Origin of the sequence: Petropleomorpha daqingensis (genome assembly GCF_013408985.1) — a bacterium.
Lineage (GTDB): Bacteria > Actinomycetota > Actinomycetes > Mycobacteriales > Geodermatophilaceae > Petropleomorpha > Petropleomorpha daqingensis.
The window spans coordinates 2,877,461-2,891,711 of sequence record NZ_JACBZT010000001.1; the positions used below are offsets into that span (position 1 = coordinate 2,877,461).

15 protein-coding genes are annotated in these 14,251 nt (G+C 75.4%); 11 read left to right on the top strand and 4 right to left on the bottom strand.

Annotation, left to right across the window (positions count from 1 at the left end; translation table 11 throughout):
• The first annotated feature begins 53 nt into the window (after positions 1-53).
• Positions 54-1,010, top strand: a complete 957-nt coding sequence (locus GGQ55_RS14115; RefSeq protein WP_179717694.1) for an ATP-binding cassette domain-containing protein — start codon at positions 54-56, stop codon at positions 1,008-1,010.
• On the top strand, positions 1,007-1,831 hold the full coding sequence (locus tag GGQ55_RS14120; RefSeq protein WP_179717696.1) for an ABC transporter permease: 825 nt from the start codon (positions 1,007-1,009) through the stop codon (positions 1,829-1,831). Before GGQ55_RS14115 ends, GGQ55_RS14120 begins: the two co-directional genes overlap by 4 nt.
• On the opposite strand, the gene GGQ55_RS14125 is transcribed toward GGQ55_RS14120, so the two are convergent.
• Positions 1,832-5,044, bottom strand: coding sequence for an AfsR/SARP family transcriptional regulator (locus GGQ55_RS14125; RefSeq protein WP_179717698.1), 3,213 nt, complete (start codon positions 5,042-5,044; stop codon positions 1,832-1,834).
• A 37-nt stretch (positions 5,045-5,081) separates the two neighbouring features.
• Between GGQ55_RS14125 and GGQ55_RS14130 the strand changes: the two genes are divergently transcribed.
• On the top strand, positions 5,082-6,104 hold the full coding sequence (locus tag GGQ55_RS14130) for a DUF4037 domain-containing protein (protein WP_179717700.1): 1,023 nt from the start codon (positions 5,082-5,084) through the stop codon (positions 6,102-6,104).
• Position 6,105: 1 nt separating this feature from the next.
• Here the strand turns inward: GGQ55_RS14130 and GGQ55_RS14135 are convergent, their stop codons facing one another.
• Positions 6,106-7,587 (bottom strand): phytoene desaturase family protein, encoded by a 1,482-nt coding sequence (locus GGQ55_RS14135; RefSeq protein ID WP_179717702.1) that lies wholly within the window; start codon positions 7,585-7,587, stop codon positions 6,106-6,108.
• 84 nt (positions 7,588-7,671) lie between these two features.
• Between GGQ55_RS14135 and GGQ55_RS14140 the strand changes: the two genes are divergently transcribed.
• From GGQ55_RS14140 to GGQ55_RS14165, 6 genes are all read left to right on the top strand, one after another.
• Complete coding sequence (locus tag GGQ55_RS14140; protein WP_179717704.1) at positions 7,672-8,061, top strand: hypothetical protein; 390 nt, start codon at positions 7,672-7,674, stop codon at positions 8,059-8,061.
• An 85-nt stretch (positions 8,062-8,146) separates the two neighbouring features.
• Entirely contained in the window at positions 8,147-8,842 is a 696-nt protein-coding gene (locus tag GGQ55_RS14145) for a DUF6766 family protein (RefSeq protein WP_179717706.1), read from the top strand.
• 32 nt (positions 8,843-8,874) lie between these two features.
• Positions 8,875-9,159, top strand: coding sequence for an SH3-like domain-containing protein (locus tag GGQ55_RS27835; RefSeq protein WP_179717708.1), 285 nt, complete (start codon positions 8,875-8,877; stop codon positions 9,157-9,159).
• Complete coding sequence (locus tag GGQ55_RS27840; RefSeq protein ID WP_179717710.1) at positions 9,152-9,433, top strand: SH3-like domain-containing protein; 282 nt, start codon at positions 9,152-9,154, stop codon at positions 9,431-9,433. The genes GGQ55_RS27835 and GGQ55_RS27840 overlap by 8 nt, the downstream gene beginning before the upstream one ends.
• On the top strand, positions 9,430-10,020 hold the full coding sequence (locus GGQ55_RS14160; RefSeq protein ID WP_179717712.1) for a nitrile hydratase subunit alpha: 591 nt from the start codon (positions 9,430-9,432) through the stop codon (positions 10,018-10,020). Before GGQ55_RS27840 ends, GGQ55_RS14160 begins: the two co-directional genes overlap by 4 nt.
• Complete coding sequence (locus GGQ55_RS14165; RefSeq protein WP_366489318.1) at positions 10,017-10,778, top strand: LamB/YcsF family protein; 762 nt, start codon at positions 10,017-10,019, stop codon at positions 10,776-10,778. Before GGQ55_RS14160 ends, GGQ55_RS14165 begins: the two co-directional genes overlap by 4 nt.
• Before the next feature lies 1 nt (position 10,779).
• Here GGQ55_RS14165 and GGQ55_RS14170 read toward each other — a convergent pair whose 3' ends face one another.
• Positions 10,780-11,511, bottom strand: a complete 732-nt coding sequence (locus GGQ55_RS14170) for a GAF domain-containing protein (protein ID WP_179717714.1) — start codon at positions 11,509-11,511, stop codon at positions 10,780-10,782.
• A gap of 66 nt (positions 11,512-11,577) precedes the next feature.
• Here GGQ55_RS14170 and GGQ55_RS14175 point away from each other — a divergent pair, with 66 nt between their 5' ends.
• On the top strand, positions 11,578-12,198 hold the full coding sequence (locus GGQ55_RS14175; protein ID WP_179717716.1) for a 5-oxoprolinase subunit B family protein: 621 nt from the start codon (positions 11,578-11,580) through the stop codon (positions 12,196-12,198).
• 2 nt (positions 12,199-12,200) lie between these two features.
• Positions 12,201-13,052, top strand: coding sequence for a 5-oxoprolinase subunit C family protein (locus GGQ55_RS14180; RefSeq protein ID WP_179717718.1), 852 nt, complete (start codon positions 12,201-12,203; stop codon positions 13,050-13,052).
• On the opposite strand, the gene glgA is transcribed toward GGQ55_RS14180, so the two are convergent.
• Positions 13,036-14,211 carry a glycogen synthase gene (gene glgA / locus GGQ55_RS14185; protein ID WP_179717720.1) on the bottom strand — a complete coding sequence of 392 codons (1,176 nt, stop codon included), beginning with the start codon at positions 14,209-14,211 and terminating at the stop codon, positions 13,036-13,038. The two genes, GGQ55_RS14180 and glgA, sit on opposite strands and share 17 nt — an antisense overlap.
• Between the last annotated feature and the right edge of the window lie 40 nt (positions 14,212-14,251).

Genomic DNA, 14,251 nt, shown 5'->3' on the forward strand with positions numbered 1-14,251 from the left:
CGTGACCCGTCGGCGCCTCCCTTCATCGTCGACGCCGACGAAGGGAGAGATCCATGACGTACGGGATCGAGGCCGAGGGCCTCACCAAGCGCTTCGGCGAGACCCAGGCGCTGGCGGGCGTCGACCTCGCTGCCCGCGAGGGCACCGTTCTCGGTGTCCTCGGCCCCAACGGGGCCGGCAAGACGACCGCCGTCCGGGTGCTCGCCACCCTGCTGCAGCCCGACGCCGGCAGCGCCCGCGTCGCCGGCTTCGATGTGCTCAAGCAGCCGGCCGAGGTCCGTGCCCGCATCGGCCTGACCGGCCAGTACGCCTCGGTCGACGAGGACCTGACCGGCACCCAGAACCTGCTGCTGATCGGCCAGCTCCTCGGCTTCAGCACCCGCGAGGCACGCGCCCGCGCCGCCGAGCTGCTTGACTGGTTCGACCTGACCGAGGCCGCCGGCCGCGTCGCCAAGACCTACAGCGGCGGCATGCGCCGTCGTCTCGACCTGGCCGCGAGCCTGGTCGGCCGCCCGTCGGTCATCTACCTCGACGAGCCGACGACCGGTCTGGACCCGGCCAAGCGCGAGGAGATGTGGGACGTCGTCCGCAAGGTCGTGGCCGACGGCGCGACCGTGCTGCTCACCACGCAGTACCTGGAGGAGGCCGACGCCCTGGCCGACGAGATCACCGTCATCGACCACGGCCGGGTCATCGCGCACGACACCCCGGACGGGCTGAAGCGGCACATCGGCGGCCAGCGGCTGAAGGTGCGGCCCCTCGACCCGGGCCGCACGCAGGAGGTGCGGCGGATCCTCACCGACCTCACCCGCCGAGAGCCCGAGACCAGCACCCGCGGCGAGCTCACCTGCCCGGTGGACGACGACTCGCTGCTCCCCGAGCTGGTCGGCCGGCTCGCGGGCAACGGCATCACGGTCAGCGAACTGTCCCTGCACCTGCCGAGCCTGGACGAGGTCTTCCTGACCCTGACCGGCCGGCCCACCGACGAGACCACCGAGGAGGCGGCATGACCACCACCGCTCCGGCCGGCACCGCCCGGCCCATGCCCCTGGCCAGCGCGGGGGCCCCGCGCACCAGCACCCTCTGGCGCCAGGCCCAGGTCCTCGCCCGGCGCAGCCTGATCAAGACCTGGCGCACCCCCGAGGCGCTGATCGACGTCACCCTCCAGCCGATCATCTTCCTGGCGCTGTTCACCTACATCTTCGGCGGCGCCATCGCCGGCGGCTCGCAGGAGGACTACCTCCAGTTCCTGCTGCCCGGGCTGCTCGGCCAGACGATCGCCATGGCCAGCGTCTCGCTCGGCCAGAACCTCAACGCCGACATCGAGAAGGGCGTCTTCGACCGGTTCCGGTCGCTGCCCATCGGCCGTTCCGCGCCGCTCGTCGGCGCGGTCATGGCCGACCTGGTCCGCTACGTGATCCTGTTCGTCGTCATGATCACCGTCGGCACGCTGATGGGCTTCGACCCGACCAGCTGGGCCGGCGTGCTGGCCTCGCTGGCGCTGGCGATGGGCTTCGCGCTCTGCTTCGGCTGGATCTCGGTCTACGTCGGGATGATCGTGCGGACCCCGGGCGCGGTGCAGGGGATCATGTTCCTGCTGATCTTCCCGCTGGCCTTCGGCAGCAACGTGTTCGTGCAGACCGAGACGCTGCCCGGCTGGTTGCAGGCCTTCGTCAAGGTCAACCCGATCAGCCACCTGGTCGGCGCCGTCCGCGGCCTGATGATCGGCGGCCCGGTCGCCGAGCACCTCATGTGGACGCTGGTCTGGATGGCGATCCTGCTGGTGGTGTTCATGCCGCTGGCGGTCCGCGCCTACCGCCGCCGCGCCTGATCAGTCGGCGACCGCCACCGCCTGCACGGCCTCCGGGTCGATGCGGGCGGTGGCGGCGTCGGCGTCCAGCGCCATCCCCTCGGCGTAGGCGACCTCGTACTCCTCGCCCAGTTCGGCACGCAGCTCGGTGACCAGCTGCATCACGCTCGGGCTCGTCGTGTCGTCGCTGCCGCGCAGCCGCGTCGACGCCCCGTGGAGGACGGCGGCGTCGCGGGCCCGGCCGCGGGCCAGCGCCCAGGCGGCGACCGCCGTGCCCACCGCGGCGAGGATCGGCTTGTCGTTGGTCAGCAGCGCCTGGGCGTAGCCCTCGCGCACGTGCTCCCCGGCCCGGTCGATCCGACCGAGCTTCACCGCCAGCTCCGCGGCGATGGCGTGCCCGATCGCGCCGCTGTGCGCGGTCATCAGCGACGGGGTGCCCAGGGTGCACAGCAGCTCGCGCAGGGCCTCGTAGGCGCCCGCCACGCCCGCGTCGTCGCCCTCGGCCACGGCGATCCCGGCCTCGATCGCGGCGATGAAGATCTGCTGCAGCGGCTTCCCGGCGCCGAACGTCCGCTGGCCGCGCAGCACCTCGAGGTACTCGCGGGCGCCGGCCGGATCAGCGGCCCGCAGCCGCAGCTCCGCCAGCCGCATGGTCACCATCACGTCGTCGGAGTAGTTGCCGCCGAGCTGGCGGATGCACTCCTGCGCGCGCTCGTAGTCCTCCGCAGCACCGAGCAGGTCGCCGTCCAGCGTGCGCACCTGCCCCCGCGTCGAGAGCATCGCCGCCAGCCCCCACCGGTCGCCGAGCGCCTCCCACTCGACCACGGCCTCGTCGCCGTGCTGCCGCATCAGGTCGACGTCGCCGTCGTTCTCGGCGTACGCGAGCTGCGCCAGCCGGCCGGCCGCGCGCACCCACGGATCCGGATCACCGAGCACCCGTTCCAGCGCGACGCCGGCGGCCTCCCGCTCCTCGCCCATGAACAGCAGCAGCGGGGTCAGCACCTTCGCGCCCGCGTGCGAGTCGGCCTCCAGGCGGCCGGCCAGCTCCACGAGCTCCCGCTGCGCCTCGCGCAGGTCGGTGGTCTCGGTGCCGATCGCGAACCCGAGCACCGTCTGCAGCGCCTCGGCCAGCACCCCGCCCGGCGCCTCCCGCGCGCCCGGCACCGCCAGCGCGAACGACGTCCAGCGGGTGGCGTCCTGACCGCTCTCCCGCAGCAGCCAGTACCAGCCCAGGTGGACGGCGAGGTCGACCGCGGCCACCGCGTCACCGGCGTCGCCGACGAACCGCAGCGCGGCCAGGACGTCGTCCCGCTCGGTGTCGAGCACCCGCAGCGCGTCGAGCTGCTCGGGGCCGCGCAGCCGCTGGTCCTGCGCGCGCACCAGGTCGGCGAACCAGCGGGCGTGCGCGGTGCGGGCGGCGGTGATCAGCCCCTGCTCGGCCAGCCGCTCGCCGCCGTACTCGCGCAGCGTCTCCAGCATCCGGAACCGGGTGCCGTCGGGCGTGCGGGTCGCCGTGAGCAGGGACTTGTCGACCAGCGCGTGCAGGACGTCGGCCAGCTCCTCGTCCGCCGTCCCGGCGATCCAGCTCGGCGTGACCGCCGCGACCGCCTCCTCGGTGGCGCCGGTGGCGAACAGCGAGAAGTGCTCGGCGACCTCGCGCTCGAGCGGGGTGAGCAGGTCCCAGCTCCACTCGACGACGGCGCGCAGCGTCCGGTGCCTCGGGGTCGCGGTGCGCCGGCCGCCGGTGAGCAGCCGGAACCGGTCGGCCAGCCGCTCGGCCACCTCGGCGGGGGAGTAGACCCGCAGCCGGGCGGCGGCCAGCTCGATGGCCAGCGGCAGGCCGTCGAGGCGGCGGACGATCTCGACGACGGCGTCGTCCAGGACGACGTCGGGGTCGACTGCCCGGGCGCGGTCGAGCAGCAGCCGGACGGCGGGGTTGGCGGCCGCCTCCGCCGGCACGATGCCCTCGGCCGGCACCGCGAGCGGGCCGAGGGGGTAGAGCGTCTCCCCCTCGATCGCCAGGGGCTCCCGGCTGGTGGCCAGCACCCGCACCCCGGGGCAGCGCCCCAGCAGCTCGGCGACCACCTCGGCGACGGCGTCGACCAGGTGCTCGCAGTTGTCGACGACGAGCAGGCACTCGGCCTGGCGCAGCCGTTCCAGCAGCCGCTGCCGCGCGGCGCGCCGCTGCTGGTACTCGCCGACCGGGTCGGGGATGACGATGTCGCGGGTGCCGAGGCCGTCGAGGACCGCCTGGGCGACGGCGGTGGGCTCGGTGACCGAGGCGAGCTCGACCAGCCACACGCCGTCGGGCAGCGGCGGCGTCCCGGTGTCCACGAGCCGGGCGGCGACCTCGCTGACCAGCCGGGTCTTCCCGGAGCCGCCGGCGCCGACCACCGTGACCAGCCGCGAGGCGGCGAGGCGCTGCTGCACCGCGGCGACGTCGTCCTCGCGGCCGACGAAGCTCGTGACCGCCGCCCGCAGGTTGGTCTGCACCTCGGCCGGCCGGTCGGCGTCCCGCAGCAGCTCGAGGTGCCGACCGCGCAGCGCCGGGGACGGGTCGGTGCCCAGGCTGTCGGCCAGCGTGGTGCGCACCCGCTCGTAGGCGGCCAGCGCCTCGGCCGGGCGCCCGGCGGCGGCCAGCGCGTCGATGAGCGCGCCGGCGATGTCCTCGCGCAGCGGAGCCGCCGCGGTCAGCTCCTCCAGCAGCGGCACCGCCTCGGCCGGGCGTCCCTCGCGGACGAGCAGGCCGGCCTGCTCCAGCACGACCTCCAGGCGCAGGTCGTTGAGCGCGGCCCGCCGTCCGGCCGCCTCCGGGGAGTCGCCGTCGAGCAGCGGGGCACCGCGCCAGAGCCCGGCGGCCTCCTGCAGGACCGTGCGCGCCGCGGCCGTCTCCCCGCGGGCCTGCAGCTGCCGGCTCTCGGCCACCAGCCGCTCCAGCCGGACGGCGTCGACGTCGTCGGGCTCGATGGCCAGCCGGTAGCCCGCTGCGGACTGCTGCACCAGCTCGGGCCGGCCGAGGGTGCGGCGCAGCCGGGACACCAGCGACTGCAGGCTGTTGGCCGGATCGGCCGGGAGCTCGTCGCCCCACACCGCGTCGGCGAGGGTGCCGGCCGAGACCCAGCGGCCCGGTTCCAGCGCGAGCGCGATCAGCAGCTGCTGCAGCCGTGCGCCGGGCACCACGACGAGCCGCTCCCCGTCGCGGACCTCCAGCGGTCCGAGGTATCCGACCTGCACACAGCCGAGTCTCGCAGAGGTCCGGCACAGTGAGCCGGTGACACCGTCGTTCCTCCCCGGTCTGGAGCTCTCGCGGCAGCTCGTCGCGGAGGTCCGGCCGCTGCTCGCCGAGTGCTTCCCCGAGCTGCCGTGCTCGGCGGCGCGCATCGGGACCGGCTCGGAGGTCCTCGGCTACGACACCGTGCGTTCCACGGACCACGACTGGGGGCCGCGGCTCCAGCTGTTCCTGCGCGACGACGACGTCGAGGCCTTCGCAGAACCGGTCCGGGCCGTCTTGTCCGAACGGCTCCCCGCTCAGATCGCCGGCTGGTCGCCCTGGATCGAGGTCACCGGCGTGGCCGACTGGTTCGCCCGTTCGCTCGGCTTCGACCCGCGGGCCGGCGTCTCCACGTTCGACTGGCTGGCCACCCCCGGGCAGCGGCTCGCGGAGGTCACCGGCGGCGTCGTCCTCCACGACGGGCTGGGCGAGCTCGACGCCGTCCGGGAGCGGCTGCGCTGGTACCCCGACCAGCTGTGGTGGTACCTGATGGCCTGCCAGTGGCAGCGCATCGCGGAGGAGGAGGCCTTCCCGGGGCGGTGCGCCGAGGTGGGCGACGAGCTCGGCTGCCGGATCGAGACCGGTCGGCTGGTGCGCGACGCGATGCGGCTGGCGCTGCTCATGGAGCGCCGGCACGCCCCGTACGCCAAGTGGCTGGGGACGGCGTTCTCCCGGGCACCGTCGGCCGACCGGCTCGGCCCGGCGCTGCGCGGCGCGCTCGCGGCGGAGGACTGGCCGGCGAGGGAGGCGGCCCTCGGCGAGGCGTACCGGCTGCTGGCCGCGCGGCACAACGCCCTCGGGCTCACCGCTGCGCTCGACGAGTCGACCCGGGCGTACTACGACCGGCCATTCCAGGTGCTCGACGCGGCACGCTTCGCCGACGCGCTGCGGGCGCGGATCACCGACGAGCAGACGGCCGCTCTGCCCCCCGTCGGCAGCGTCGACCAGTTCGTCGACAGCACCGCGGTGCTCACCGACCCGCGGCTGGCCCGCGCCGCTCTCCGCGCGGTCCTCGACGGCTGACTCAGGCCGGCCCGACCAACCCGGCGACGATCTCCGCGGACAGGGCCACCAGCGGCAGACCCCCACCCGGGTGCGCCGAGCCGCCGACGAGGAACAGGCCCGGCACCGGCGAGGCGTTGGCCGGCCGCAGGAAGGCCGCCCGCGCGCCGTTGCTCGACGTCCCGTAGATCGACCCGCCGACGCTGCCGGTGTCCCGTTCCAGGTCGGCCGGGGTGCGGACGACGCACCACGTCAGCCGGTCCCGCACGTCCAGCCCCCGCCGCGCCAGCACGTCGAGCACCCGTTCGGCGTAGGCGTCGGCCAGCCCGGGGGCCGTCCAGTCGACGCCGCCCGCCGGGTCGTGGCGCGGCGCGTTCACCAGTACGAACCACGACTCGCTGTCGTCGTCCGGGCGGGTGGCCGGGTCGTCGGGCGCGCTGACGTAGACGGTGGGGTCCGCCACCGGGCGCCCGCCGAACACGGCGTCGAACTCGGCGTCGTAGTCCTCGGGGAAGAGCACCGTGTGGTGCGCCAGCCCCGGCGTGCGGCCCCGCAGCGCGAGCAGCAGCACGAACCCCGACAGCGACGGCGTGGTGCGGGCCAGGGCGCCGCGGACCGCGCGGGTGCGCCGGTCGGCCGGCAGCAGGTCGCGGTACAGCGCGGTCGCGTCGCCGGCCGCGACGACGACGTCCGCCCGCACGGTCTCGCCGGACGCCAGCCGCACGCCGCACGCGCGGTCACCCTCCAGCAGCACCTGGGCCACCGGCGACGACGTCCGCAGCACCGCGCCGCGGGCCTGCGCCCGTTCGGCGACCGCGAGGCCGAGCCGGTGCAGCCCGCCGCGCACGTACCAGGAGCCGAACTCCTGCTCGGCGTGCGCGACGGTCGCGAGCACCGCCGGCGCGCGCCGCGGGTCCGAACCGGAGTAGGTGGCGTACCGGTCGAGCACCGTGCGCAGGTGGGGGTCGCTCAGGTACCGGGAGCCCAGCCCGCGCAGCGTCTGCCAGGGCGCGATCGTGGCGACGTCGGCGGGGTTGCGGGCCAGCCGGGCGAGGGTCGCCGCCCCGGCCAGCGGCGAGCGCAGGAAAGGCTCCTCGGCGACCCGCCACATGTCCTCGGCCCGGCGCATCAGCGCCGCCCACTGCGCGCCCACCCCCGCCCCGAGCGCCGCGTCCAGCGCGGCCGGGACGTCGGCCCGGCGGCCGGGCATCCGCAGCCGGGTGCCGTCGGGGAAGCGCAGCTCGGCGGCCGGGTCGAGCGGCACCAGGTCGAGGACGTCGTCCAGCGCAGCGCCGGTCGCGGTGAACAGATCGCGGTAGAGCTGCGGCAGCGTGAGCAGGCTGGGGCCGGTGTCGAAGCCGTGGCCGTCGCGGGAGAACCAGCCGAGCTTGCCGCCGACCTCGGCCGCCTGCTCGAGCACCGTGACCTCGTGACCGAGCGCGGCCAGCCGGGCCGCCGCCGCGAGTCCGCCCAGCCCGGCGCCCACGACCGCCACCCGCGCCACGCCGGTCACGGTAACCAGCCGGACCCGCCGCCCGCCCGGGTGATGATCGTTTGGTCGGGGACGCAACAGGGGTAGCGAACCGGCATGCGGCGTCGATGGATGCTCGCGGGGGCAGGGCTGCTGGCCGTCCTGCTGACCGGTTGCGCCGGCGCCGGCGAGCCCGACGTGTCGAAGGTGGCGACCGCCTTCGAGGACCCGTCGGGGGATGCGCAGGCGCGCTGCGACCTGCTCGCCCCCGCCACGCTGGCCACCTTCCAGTCCGACGCCTCCGCGCCGTGCGCGAACGCCATCGCCGACGTCCAGCTGCCGGGTGGCGAGGTCAGCTCGGTCGAGATCTGGGGCGGGGACGCCCAGGCCAAGCTGGGCGGCGACACCCTGTTCCTCACCCGGACCGACACCGGCTGGAAGGTGACCGCGGCCGGCTGCCAGTCCCGCGGCGAGGAACCGTACGACTGCGAGGTGGACGGGCCGTGAAGGGTGTGCGGGCGGTCTTCGTGACCTACCTGGTCGTTCTCGTGCTGGGCATCGCGTACGCGATCGCACTCGGGCTGGCCGGGCGATGACCACGGTCAAGGAGCCCGGCTACGGCTTCCTGCGCAACAACGCGCTGAGCCTCGCCTTCGGCGCGCTGTTCCTGATCACGCTGGTCGGGCAGGCGATCTCCGGCGTCGCCGACTTCAACGCCCAGCAGGTCGCCGACGGGCTGCCGCAGGTCGGCTTCCTCGACTACGTGACCTCGTCGTCGTTCGCCGTCGACGTGATGGAGAATTGGCAGTCGGAGTACCTGCAGTTCCTCCTCTACATCCTCGCCACCGTCTGGCTGGTCCAGAAGGGCTCCAGCGAGTCCAAGGACCCCGGCGACGAGGGGACCGAGTCCGACCGGGAGCAGAGGGTCGGCCGGCACGCCGAGGTCGACTCCCCGCTGTGGGCACGCGTCGGCGGCTGGCGGACGGCGGTGTTCTCCCGGTCCCTCGGCCTGCTCATGGGCACGCTGTTCCTGCTCACCTGGGCCGCGTCGGCGGTCGCGGGCTGGGCGGCGTTCAACAGCCAGCAGCTGGGCCAGCGGCAGGACCCGGAGACCTTTCTGGGCTACCTCGGCCAGGCCGACTTCTGGAACCGGTCCTTCCAGAATTGGCAGTCGGAGATGCTCGCCGTCGGCTCGATGGCGATCTTCGCCGTCTACCTGCGTCAGCGCGGCTCACCGGAGTCCAAGCCGGTCGGCGTCGCGCACGCCGACACCGGCCAGACCGGCTGACGGGTCCCCGGCCGTGCGGTAGGAACGCTCTCGTGGCCCGCATCAACGACGTCGGCGGGATGGCCGGCTTCCCGGCGATCGTCGAGGAACCCGACGAGCCCCCCTTCCACTCCGACTGGGAGGCGCACGTCTTCGCCCTCAACGGGGCGCTGATCAAGCGCGGCATCTACAACCTCGACGAGTTCCGCGACGCCCAGGAGCGGCTGCCGGTCGAGGAGTACCTGGGCGCCTCCTACTACGAGCGCTGGTTCGCCGCGATCCGCACGCTGCTCGTGGAGAAGGGCGTCGCGACGGCCGAGGAGCTGACCGGTGGCTGACCGCTTCGCTCCCGGCGACCGGGTGCGCACCCGCGCTCTCGACCCGGCCGGGCACACCCGCCTGCCGCGGTACGCCCGCGGCGCCGTCGGCACGGTGGTCGAGCCGGCCGGGCGGCACCCGCTGGCCGACGACCGCGCGCGGGGCCTGCGGCCCGATCCGCAGCCGGTCTACCACGTGCGCTTCGCCGCGGCGGACCTGTTCGGCGGCGGCGACCACTCGGTCACCGTCGAGTTGTGGGAGGACTACCTGACGCCGGCGGAGGAGCAGGCATGAGCGGGCACCACGCCAGTTCGGCGATCTCGGCCGACGTGCGGGCCGTCGAGGCGTTCCTGGAGCAGCGCGGCGTGCTCGACCCCGGGGAGATCGACACCCGTATCGACGAGTTCCTCGCGGGTGGCAGCCCGGCCAACGGCGCGCGCGTCGTCGCCCGCGCCTGGGTCGACCCGGCGTTCACCGATCGGCTGCTGGCCGACGCGAACAGCGCGATCCGCGAGGTGGGGCTGTCGATGGCCGGCGGCATCCAGGAGCAGCGGCTGAAGGTCGTCGCCAACACCGCCGAGGAGCACAACGTCGTCGTCTGCACGCTGTGCTCCTGCTACCCGATCGCGCTGCTCGGCCCCTCGCCGAGCTGGTACAAGAGCGAGGCCTACCGGTCGCGGGTGGTCCGCGACCCGCGCGGCGTGCTGCGCGAGTTCGGTCTCGAGCTGCCGGCGGCCACCTCCATCGCGGTGTGGGACGCCAGCGCGGAGTCGCGCTACATGGTGCTGCCCCGCCGTCCGGAGGGCTCCGACGGCCTGACCGAGGAGGCGCTGGCCGGGCTGGTCACGCGCAAGGGGCTGATCGGGACGGCGTCGGTGTGAGCACGATCGACGTCAACGCCGACCTGGGGGAGGGGTTCGGCGTCTGGACGCTGGGGGACGACGACGCCCTGCTCGGCGTGATCACCAGCGCGAACGTCGCCTGCGGGTTCCACGCCGGCGACCCGTCGACGATGCGCCGGGTCTGCGCGGGCGCGGTCGAGAACGGTGTGGCGATCGGCGCGCAGGTCTCCTACCGCGATCTCGCGGGGTTCGGCCGCCGGTTCGTCGACGTCGCGCCCGGCGAGCTGACCGACGACGTCCTCTACCAGCTCGCCGCCCTCGACGGGATCGCGCGGGCCGGCGGCGGACGGGTGCGCTACCTGAAGCCGCACGGTGCCCTCTACAACGCCGTCGTCACCCACGAGGCGCAGGCGAAGGCGCTGGTCGAGGCGGTGACCGCCTACGACCGCGAGCTGCCGGTGCTCGGGCTGCCCGGCTCGGTGTTCCTGCGCAAGGCCGAGGCCGCCGGGCTGCGCACCGTCGCCGAAGGCTTCGCCGACCGCGGGTACACCCCGGAGGGCACGCTCGTCCCGCGGCGGTCGCCGGGCGCGCTCGTGCACGACCCGCGGGTGGTCGCCGAGCGGGCGGTGCGGATGGCCGCCGAGGGCGTCGTCGTCGCGGTCGACGGCACCGCGGTCGACGTCGCCGTCGACTCGATCTGCGTGCACGGCGACACACCGGGAGCGGTCGAGCTGGCCCGGGGAGTGCGGACGGCGCTGGAGGCCGCGGGTCTGGAGATCTCCGCCTTCGTGGCCTGAGTCAGCGACCCGGCCCGCGCAGGTCCTGGGGGTCGAGGGCGCCCTCGACGACGTCCTCGGCGATGTCGTCCACCGTCCGGTCGGTCGCGTACGCCGCGGCCCGGAGGACGGCCAGGGCGGCGGCCGTGTCGAGCTCGAGGACGATCGCGATCATGCCCATCGCCTCCCAGACCTTCGCCCGTCGCTCGGCGGTCGGGCCGTGCAGCCATTCCGGGCCGCGGCCGGGCTCCCAGTCCGACCACACCGCGGTCTCCGACAGCGCGGAGGTGACCAGGTCGGCGACGGCCATCGCCTCGAAGACGTCGAGGTCGGGGACGGAGTCCTCGCCGCTGAAGTAGAGGTCGATCGCTCCCAGCCCGGAGATCGCCTCGCGCAGCGGCAGCCCGACGACCGCGCAGTACGGAGTGCGCTGCTGCAGCAGGTCGGCGAACGCCGGCCACCGGCGGCGCAGGTCGCCGTACTGGGCGAACACCGGCTCGCGGGTCTCCTGCGCGGTCATGCACGGACCCGCGCCGACGGTGAACTGCAGCCGTTCGGCGGTCGCGGCCGCCTCGGAGCTGGCGCCCAGGGGGATCCGCCGTCCCTCGGGGCCGGAGAGGCTGATGCCGGCGCCGTCGACGGGCAGCATCCGGGCGATCGCCCGGGCCAGGCGGGTCGGCAGCAGCTCCGGCCCGTCCAGTCCGGCCTCGGTCACCGAGGTCAGCGCCTGCTCGAACCGCCCGGCGATGCTCACCGGTGAATTCTCCGCCCGCAGCCGCCCGGCCGCCGGTCCGGGCGGGGTGCGCGCGATCATGGCCGGGTGAGCGACCGCCTCGTCGTGCTGCCGTACGGCGACCGGGCGCTGCTGGTCGAGGTCGACGGGCTCGACGCGGTCGCCGCCGTCCGCACCGCGCTGGACCACGACCCGCTGCCCGGTCAGGTCGACCTCGTACCGGCCGCCCGCACCGTGCTGGTGCTGCTCGACCGGCCGCCGGCCGAGACCGACAGCGCCCGGTTGCGCCGTCTGCCGCTGACCCCGCCCGCCGGGGACGACGCCGTCCGGACGGTGGACCTGCCGGTCGTCTTCGACGGCCCCGACCTGTCCGACGTCGCCGATCTCACCGGGCGGCCGGTGCCGCAGCTGGTCGAGGAGCTGACCGCCGCCGAGCTCACCGTCGCCTTCGGCGGCTTCGCGCCGGGCTTCGGCTACCTCACCGGGCTGCCCGAGCACCTGCACGTGCCGCGGCGCAGCACCCCGCGCACCCGGGTGCCGGCCGGCGCGGTCGGCCTGGCCGGACCGTTCGCCGGCGCGTACCCGCGCGCCTCGCCCGGCGGCTGGCAGCTGGTCGGCCGCACCGACGCCGTGCTGTTCGACGTCGACCGCGACCCACCCGCACTGCTCATCCCGGGTACCCGGGTGCGGCTGCGGGAGGTGCGCTGAGCGTGCTGCGCGTGCTCGCGCCCGGGCCGCTGGCCACCGTGCAGGACGCCGGCCGCCCCGGCTGGGCCGCGATCGGCGTGCCCCGCTCCGGAGCCGCCGACCGCGCCGCGCACGACCTGGCGAACCGGCTCGTCGGCAACCTCCCCTCGGCGGCCACGGTGGAGGCCACCGCCGGCGGCCTGCGGCTGCGCGCGGAGCGGACGACGCTGGTCGCGGTCACCGGCGCCCCCGTGCCGGTGACCGTCGCGGGCCGCGCGGCGCCGTGCAACGCGCCGCTGACCGTGCCGGCCGGGGCGGAGCTGGTGCTCGGCACGCCGGCGATCGGACTGCGCAGCTACGTCGCGGTGCGCGGCGGGGTCGACGTCGCGCAGGTCCTCGGGTCGCGCAGCACCGACCGGCTCAGCGGACTGGGCCCCGAGCCGCTGGCGGCCGGGGACGTGCTCGCCGTCGGGGACGCGGCAGGCGAGGAGCCGGTCGTCGATGTGGCACCGGTGCGGCCGCCGCCCGATCGGCCGGTGCTGCGGGTGCTGCCCGGTCCGCGCCGCGACTGGCTGGCGCCCGACGCGTGGACGCGGCTGACCTCGGACGGCTGGACGGTCAGCCCGGACAGCGACCGGGTGGGCCTGCGGCTCACCGGTCCGCGGCTGGAGCGGGCGCGCGACGACGAGCTGCCCAGCGAGGGGTTGGTGCCCGGCGCGGTGCAGGTGCCCCCGGACGGCGCGCCGGTGCTCTTCCTCGCCGACCACCCGGTGACCGGCGGCTACCCGGTGCTCGCCGTCGTCGTCACCGCCGACCTGCCGATGGCGGCCCAGCTGCGTCCCGGCGACGAGCTGCGGTTCAGGGCCGCCCGTTGAGGATCGCGGTGTAGAGCCCCACCGTCTCCTGCGCGATCGCCGGCCAGCCGAAGTCCGAGAGCACGCGCTCCCGGCCCGCGGCGCCCATCGCGGCGGCGCGCTGCGGATCGGCGAGCAGCTCGGCGATCCGCGCGGCCAGGCCGGCCTCGAACGCCCGGGGGTCCTCGGGGTCGTAGGGCACCAGCAGGCCGGTCGTGCCGTCGGCGACCACCTCGGGGATGCCGCCGACGTCGCTGGCGACCACCGCGGTGCCGCAGGCGGCGGCCTCCAGGTTGACGATGCCCAGCGGCTCGTACACCGACGGGACGACGAACACCGTCGCGCCGGTGATCAGCGGGACGAGCTGCTCGCGGGGGAGCATCGCCTCGATCCACACGATCCCGCCGCGGCGCTGCTGCAGCGCGGCGACGGCGTCGGCGACCTGCTGCCGCTCCGCCGGGGTGTCGGCCGCACCGGCGCACAGCACCAGCTGGCCGGCCTCCGGCGGCAGCTGCTCGGCCGCGGCCAGCAGGTGGGCCAGCCCCTTCTGCCGGGTGATCCGGCCGACGAACAGCGCGTACGGCCGGTCGGGGTCGACGCCGAGGGAGCGGACGACGTCCGGCGCGACGACCGGCCGGTAGGCGTCGGCGTCCACGCCGTTGTGGATCACGTGCACCCGCGCCGGGTCCAGCTCGGGGTAGACGGCCAGGACGTCGTCGCGCATGCCGTGGCTGACGGCGACGACGGCGTCCGCGGCGAGGTAGGACGTGCGCTCGACCCAGGAGGACAGCCGGTAGCCGCCGCCGAGCTGGTCGGCCTTCCACGGCCGGCGCGGCTCCAGGGAGTGCGCGGTGATCACGTGCGGGACGCCGTGCACCAGCGTGCTGAGCAGGCCGGCGGTGTTGGCGTACCAGGTGTGGCTGTGCACGAGGTCGACGGCGGCGAGCGCGCCGGCGATCTCCACGTCGACGCCCACCGCCTGCAGCGCACCGTTGGCCCCGGCCAGCCCGGGCGGTACCTCGTGGCCGACGGCGTCCTCGCGCGGCCCGCCGAAGCAGTGGACGTCGAGCTCCGGCCCCGCCGGCAGCGAGCGGAGCGCGGCGACGAGGTGCTCGACGTGGACACCCGCGCCGCCGTAGACGTCCGGCGGCCACTCCCTGGTCACGATCCCGATGCGCACGCGGTCACCCTAGGGGGCGTACTCACGCCGACCGGCGGCG

What these genes read in the sequence shown, in the direction of transcription:
- GGQ55_RS14140 (WP_179717704.1), top strand. Translation starts at nt 7,672, where the DNA reads ATGCGGCGTCGATGGATGCTCGCGGGGGCAGGGCTGCTGGCCGTCCTG.
- GGQ55_RS14145 (WP_179717706.1), top strand. Translation starts at nt 8,147, where the DNA reads ATGACCACGGTCAAGGAGCCCGGCTACGGCTTCCTGCGCAACAACGCG.
- GGQ55_RS14160 (WP_179717712.1), top strand. Translation starts at nt 9,430, where the DNA reads ATGAGCGGGCACCACGCCAGTTCGGCGATCTCGGCCGACGTGCGGGCC.
- GGQ55_RS14120 (WP_179717696.1), top strand. Translation starts at nt 1,007, where the DNA reads ATGACCACCACCGCTCCGGCCGGCACCGCCCGGCCCATGCCCCTGGCC.
- GGQ55_RS14115 (WP_179717694.1), top strand. Translation starts at nt 54, where the DNA reads ATGACGTACGGGATCGAGGCCGAGGGCCTCACCAAGCGCTTCGGCGAG.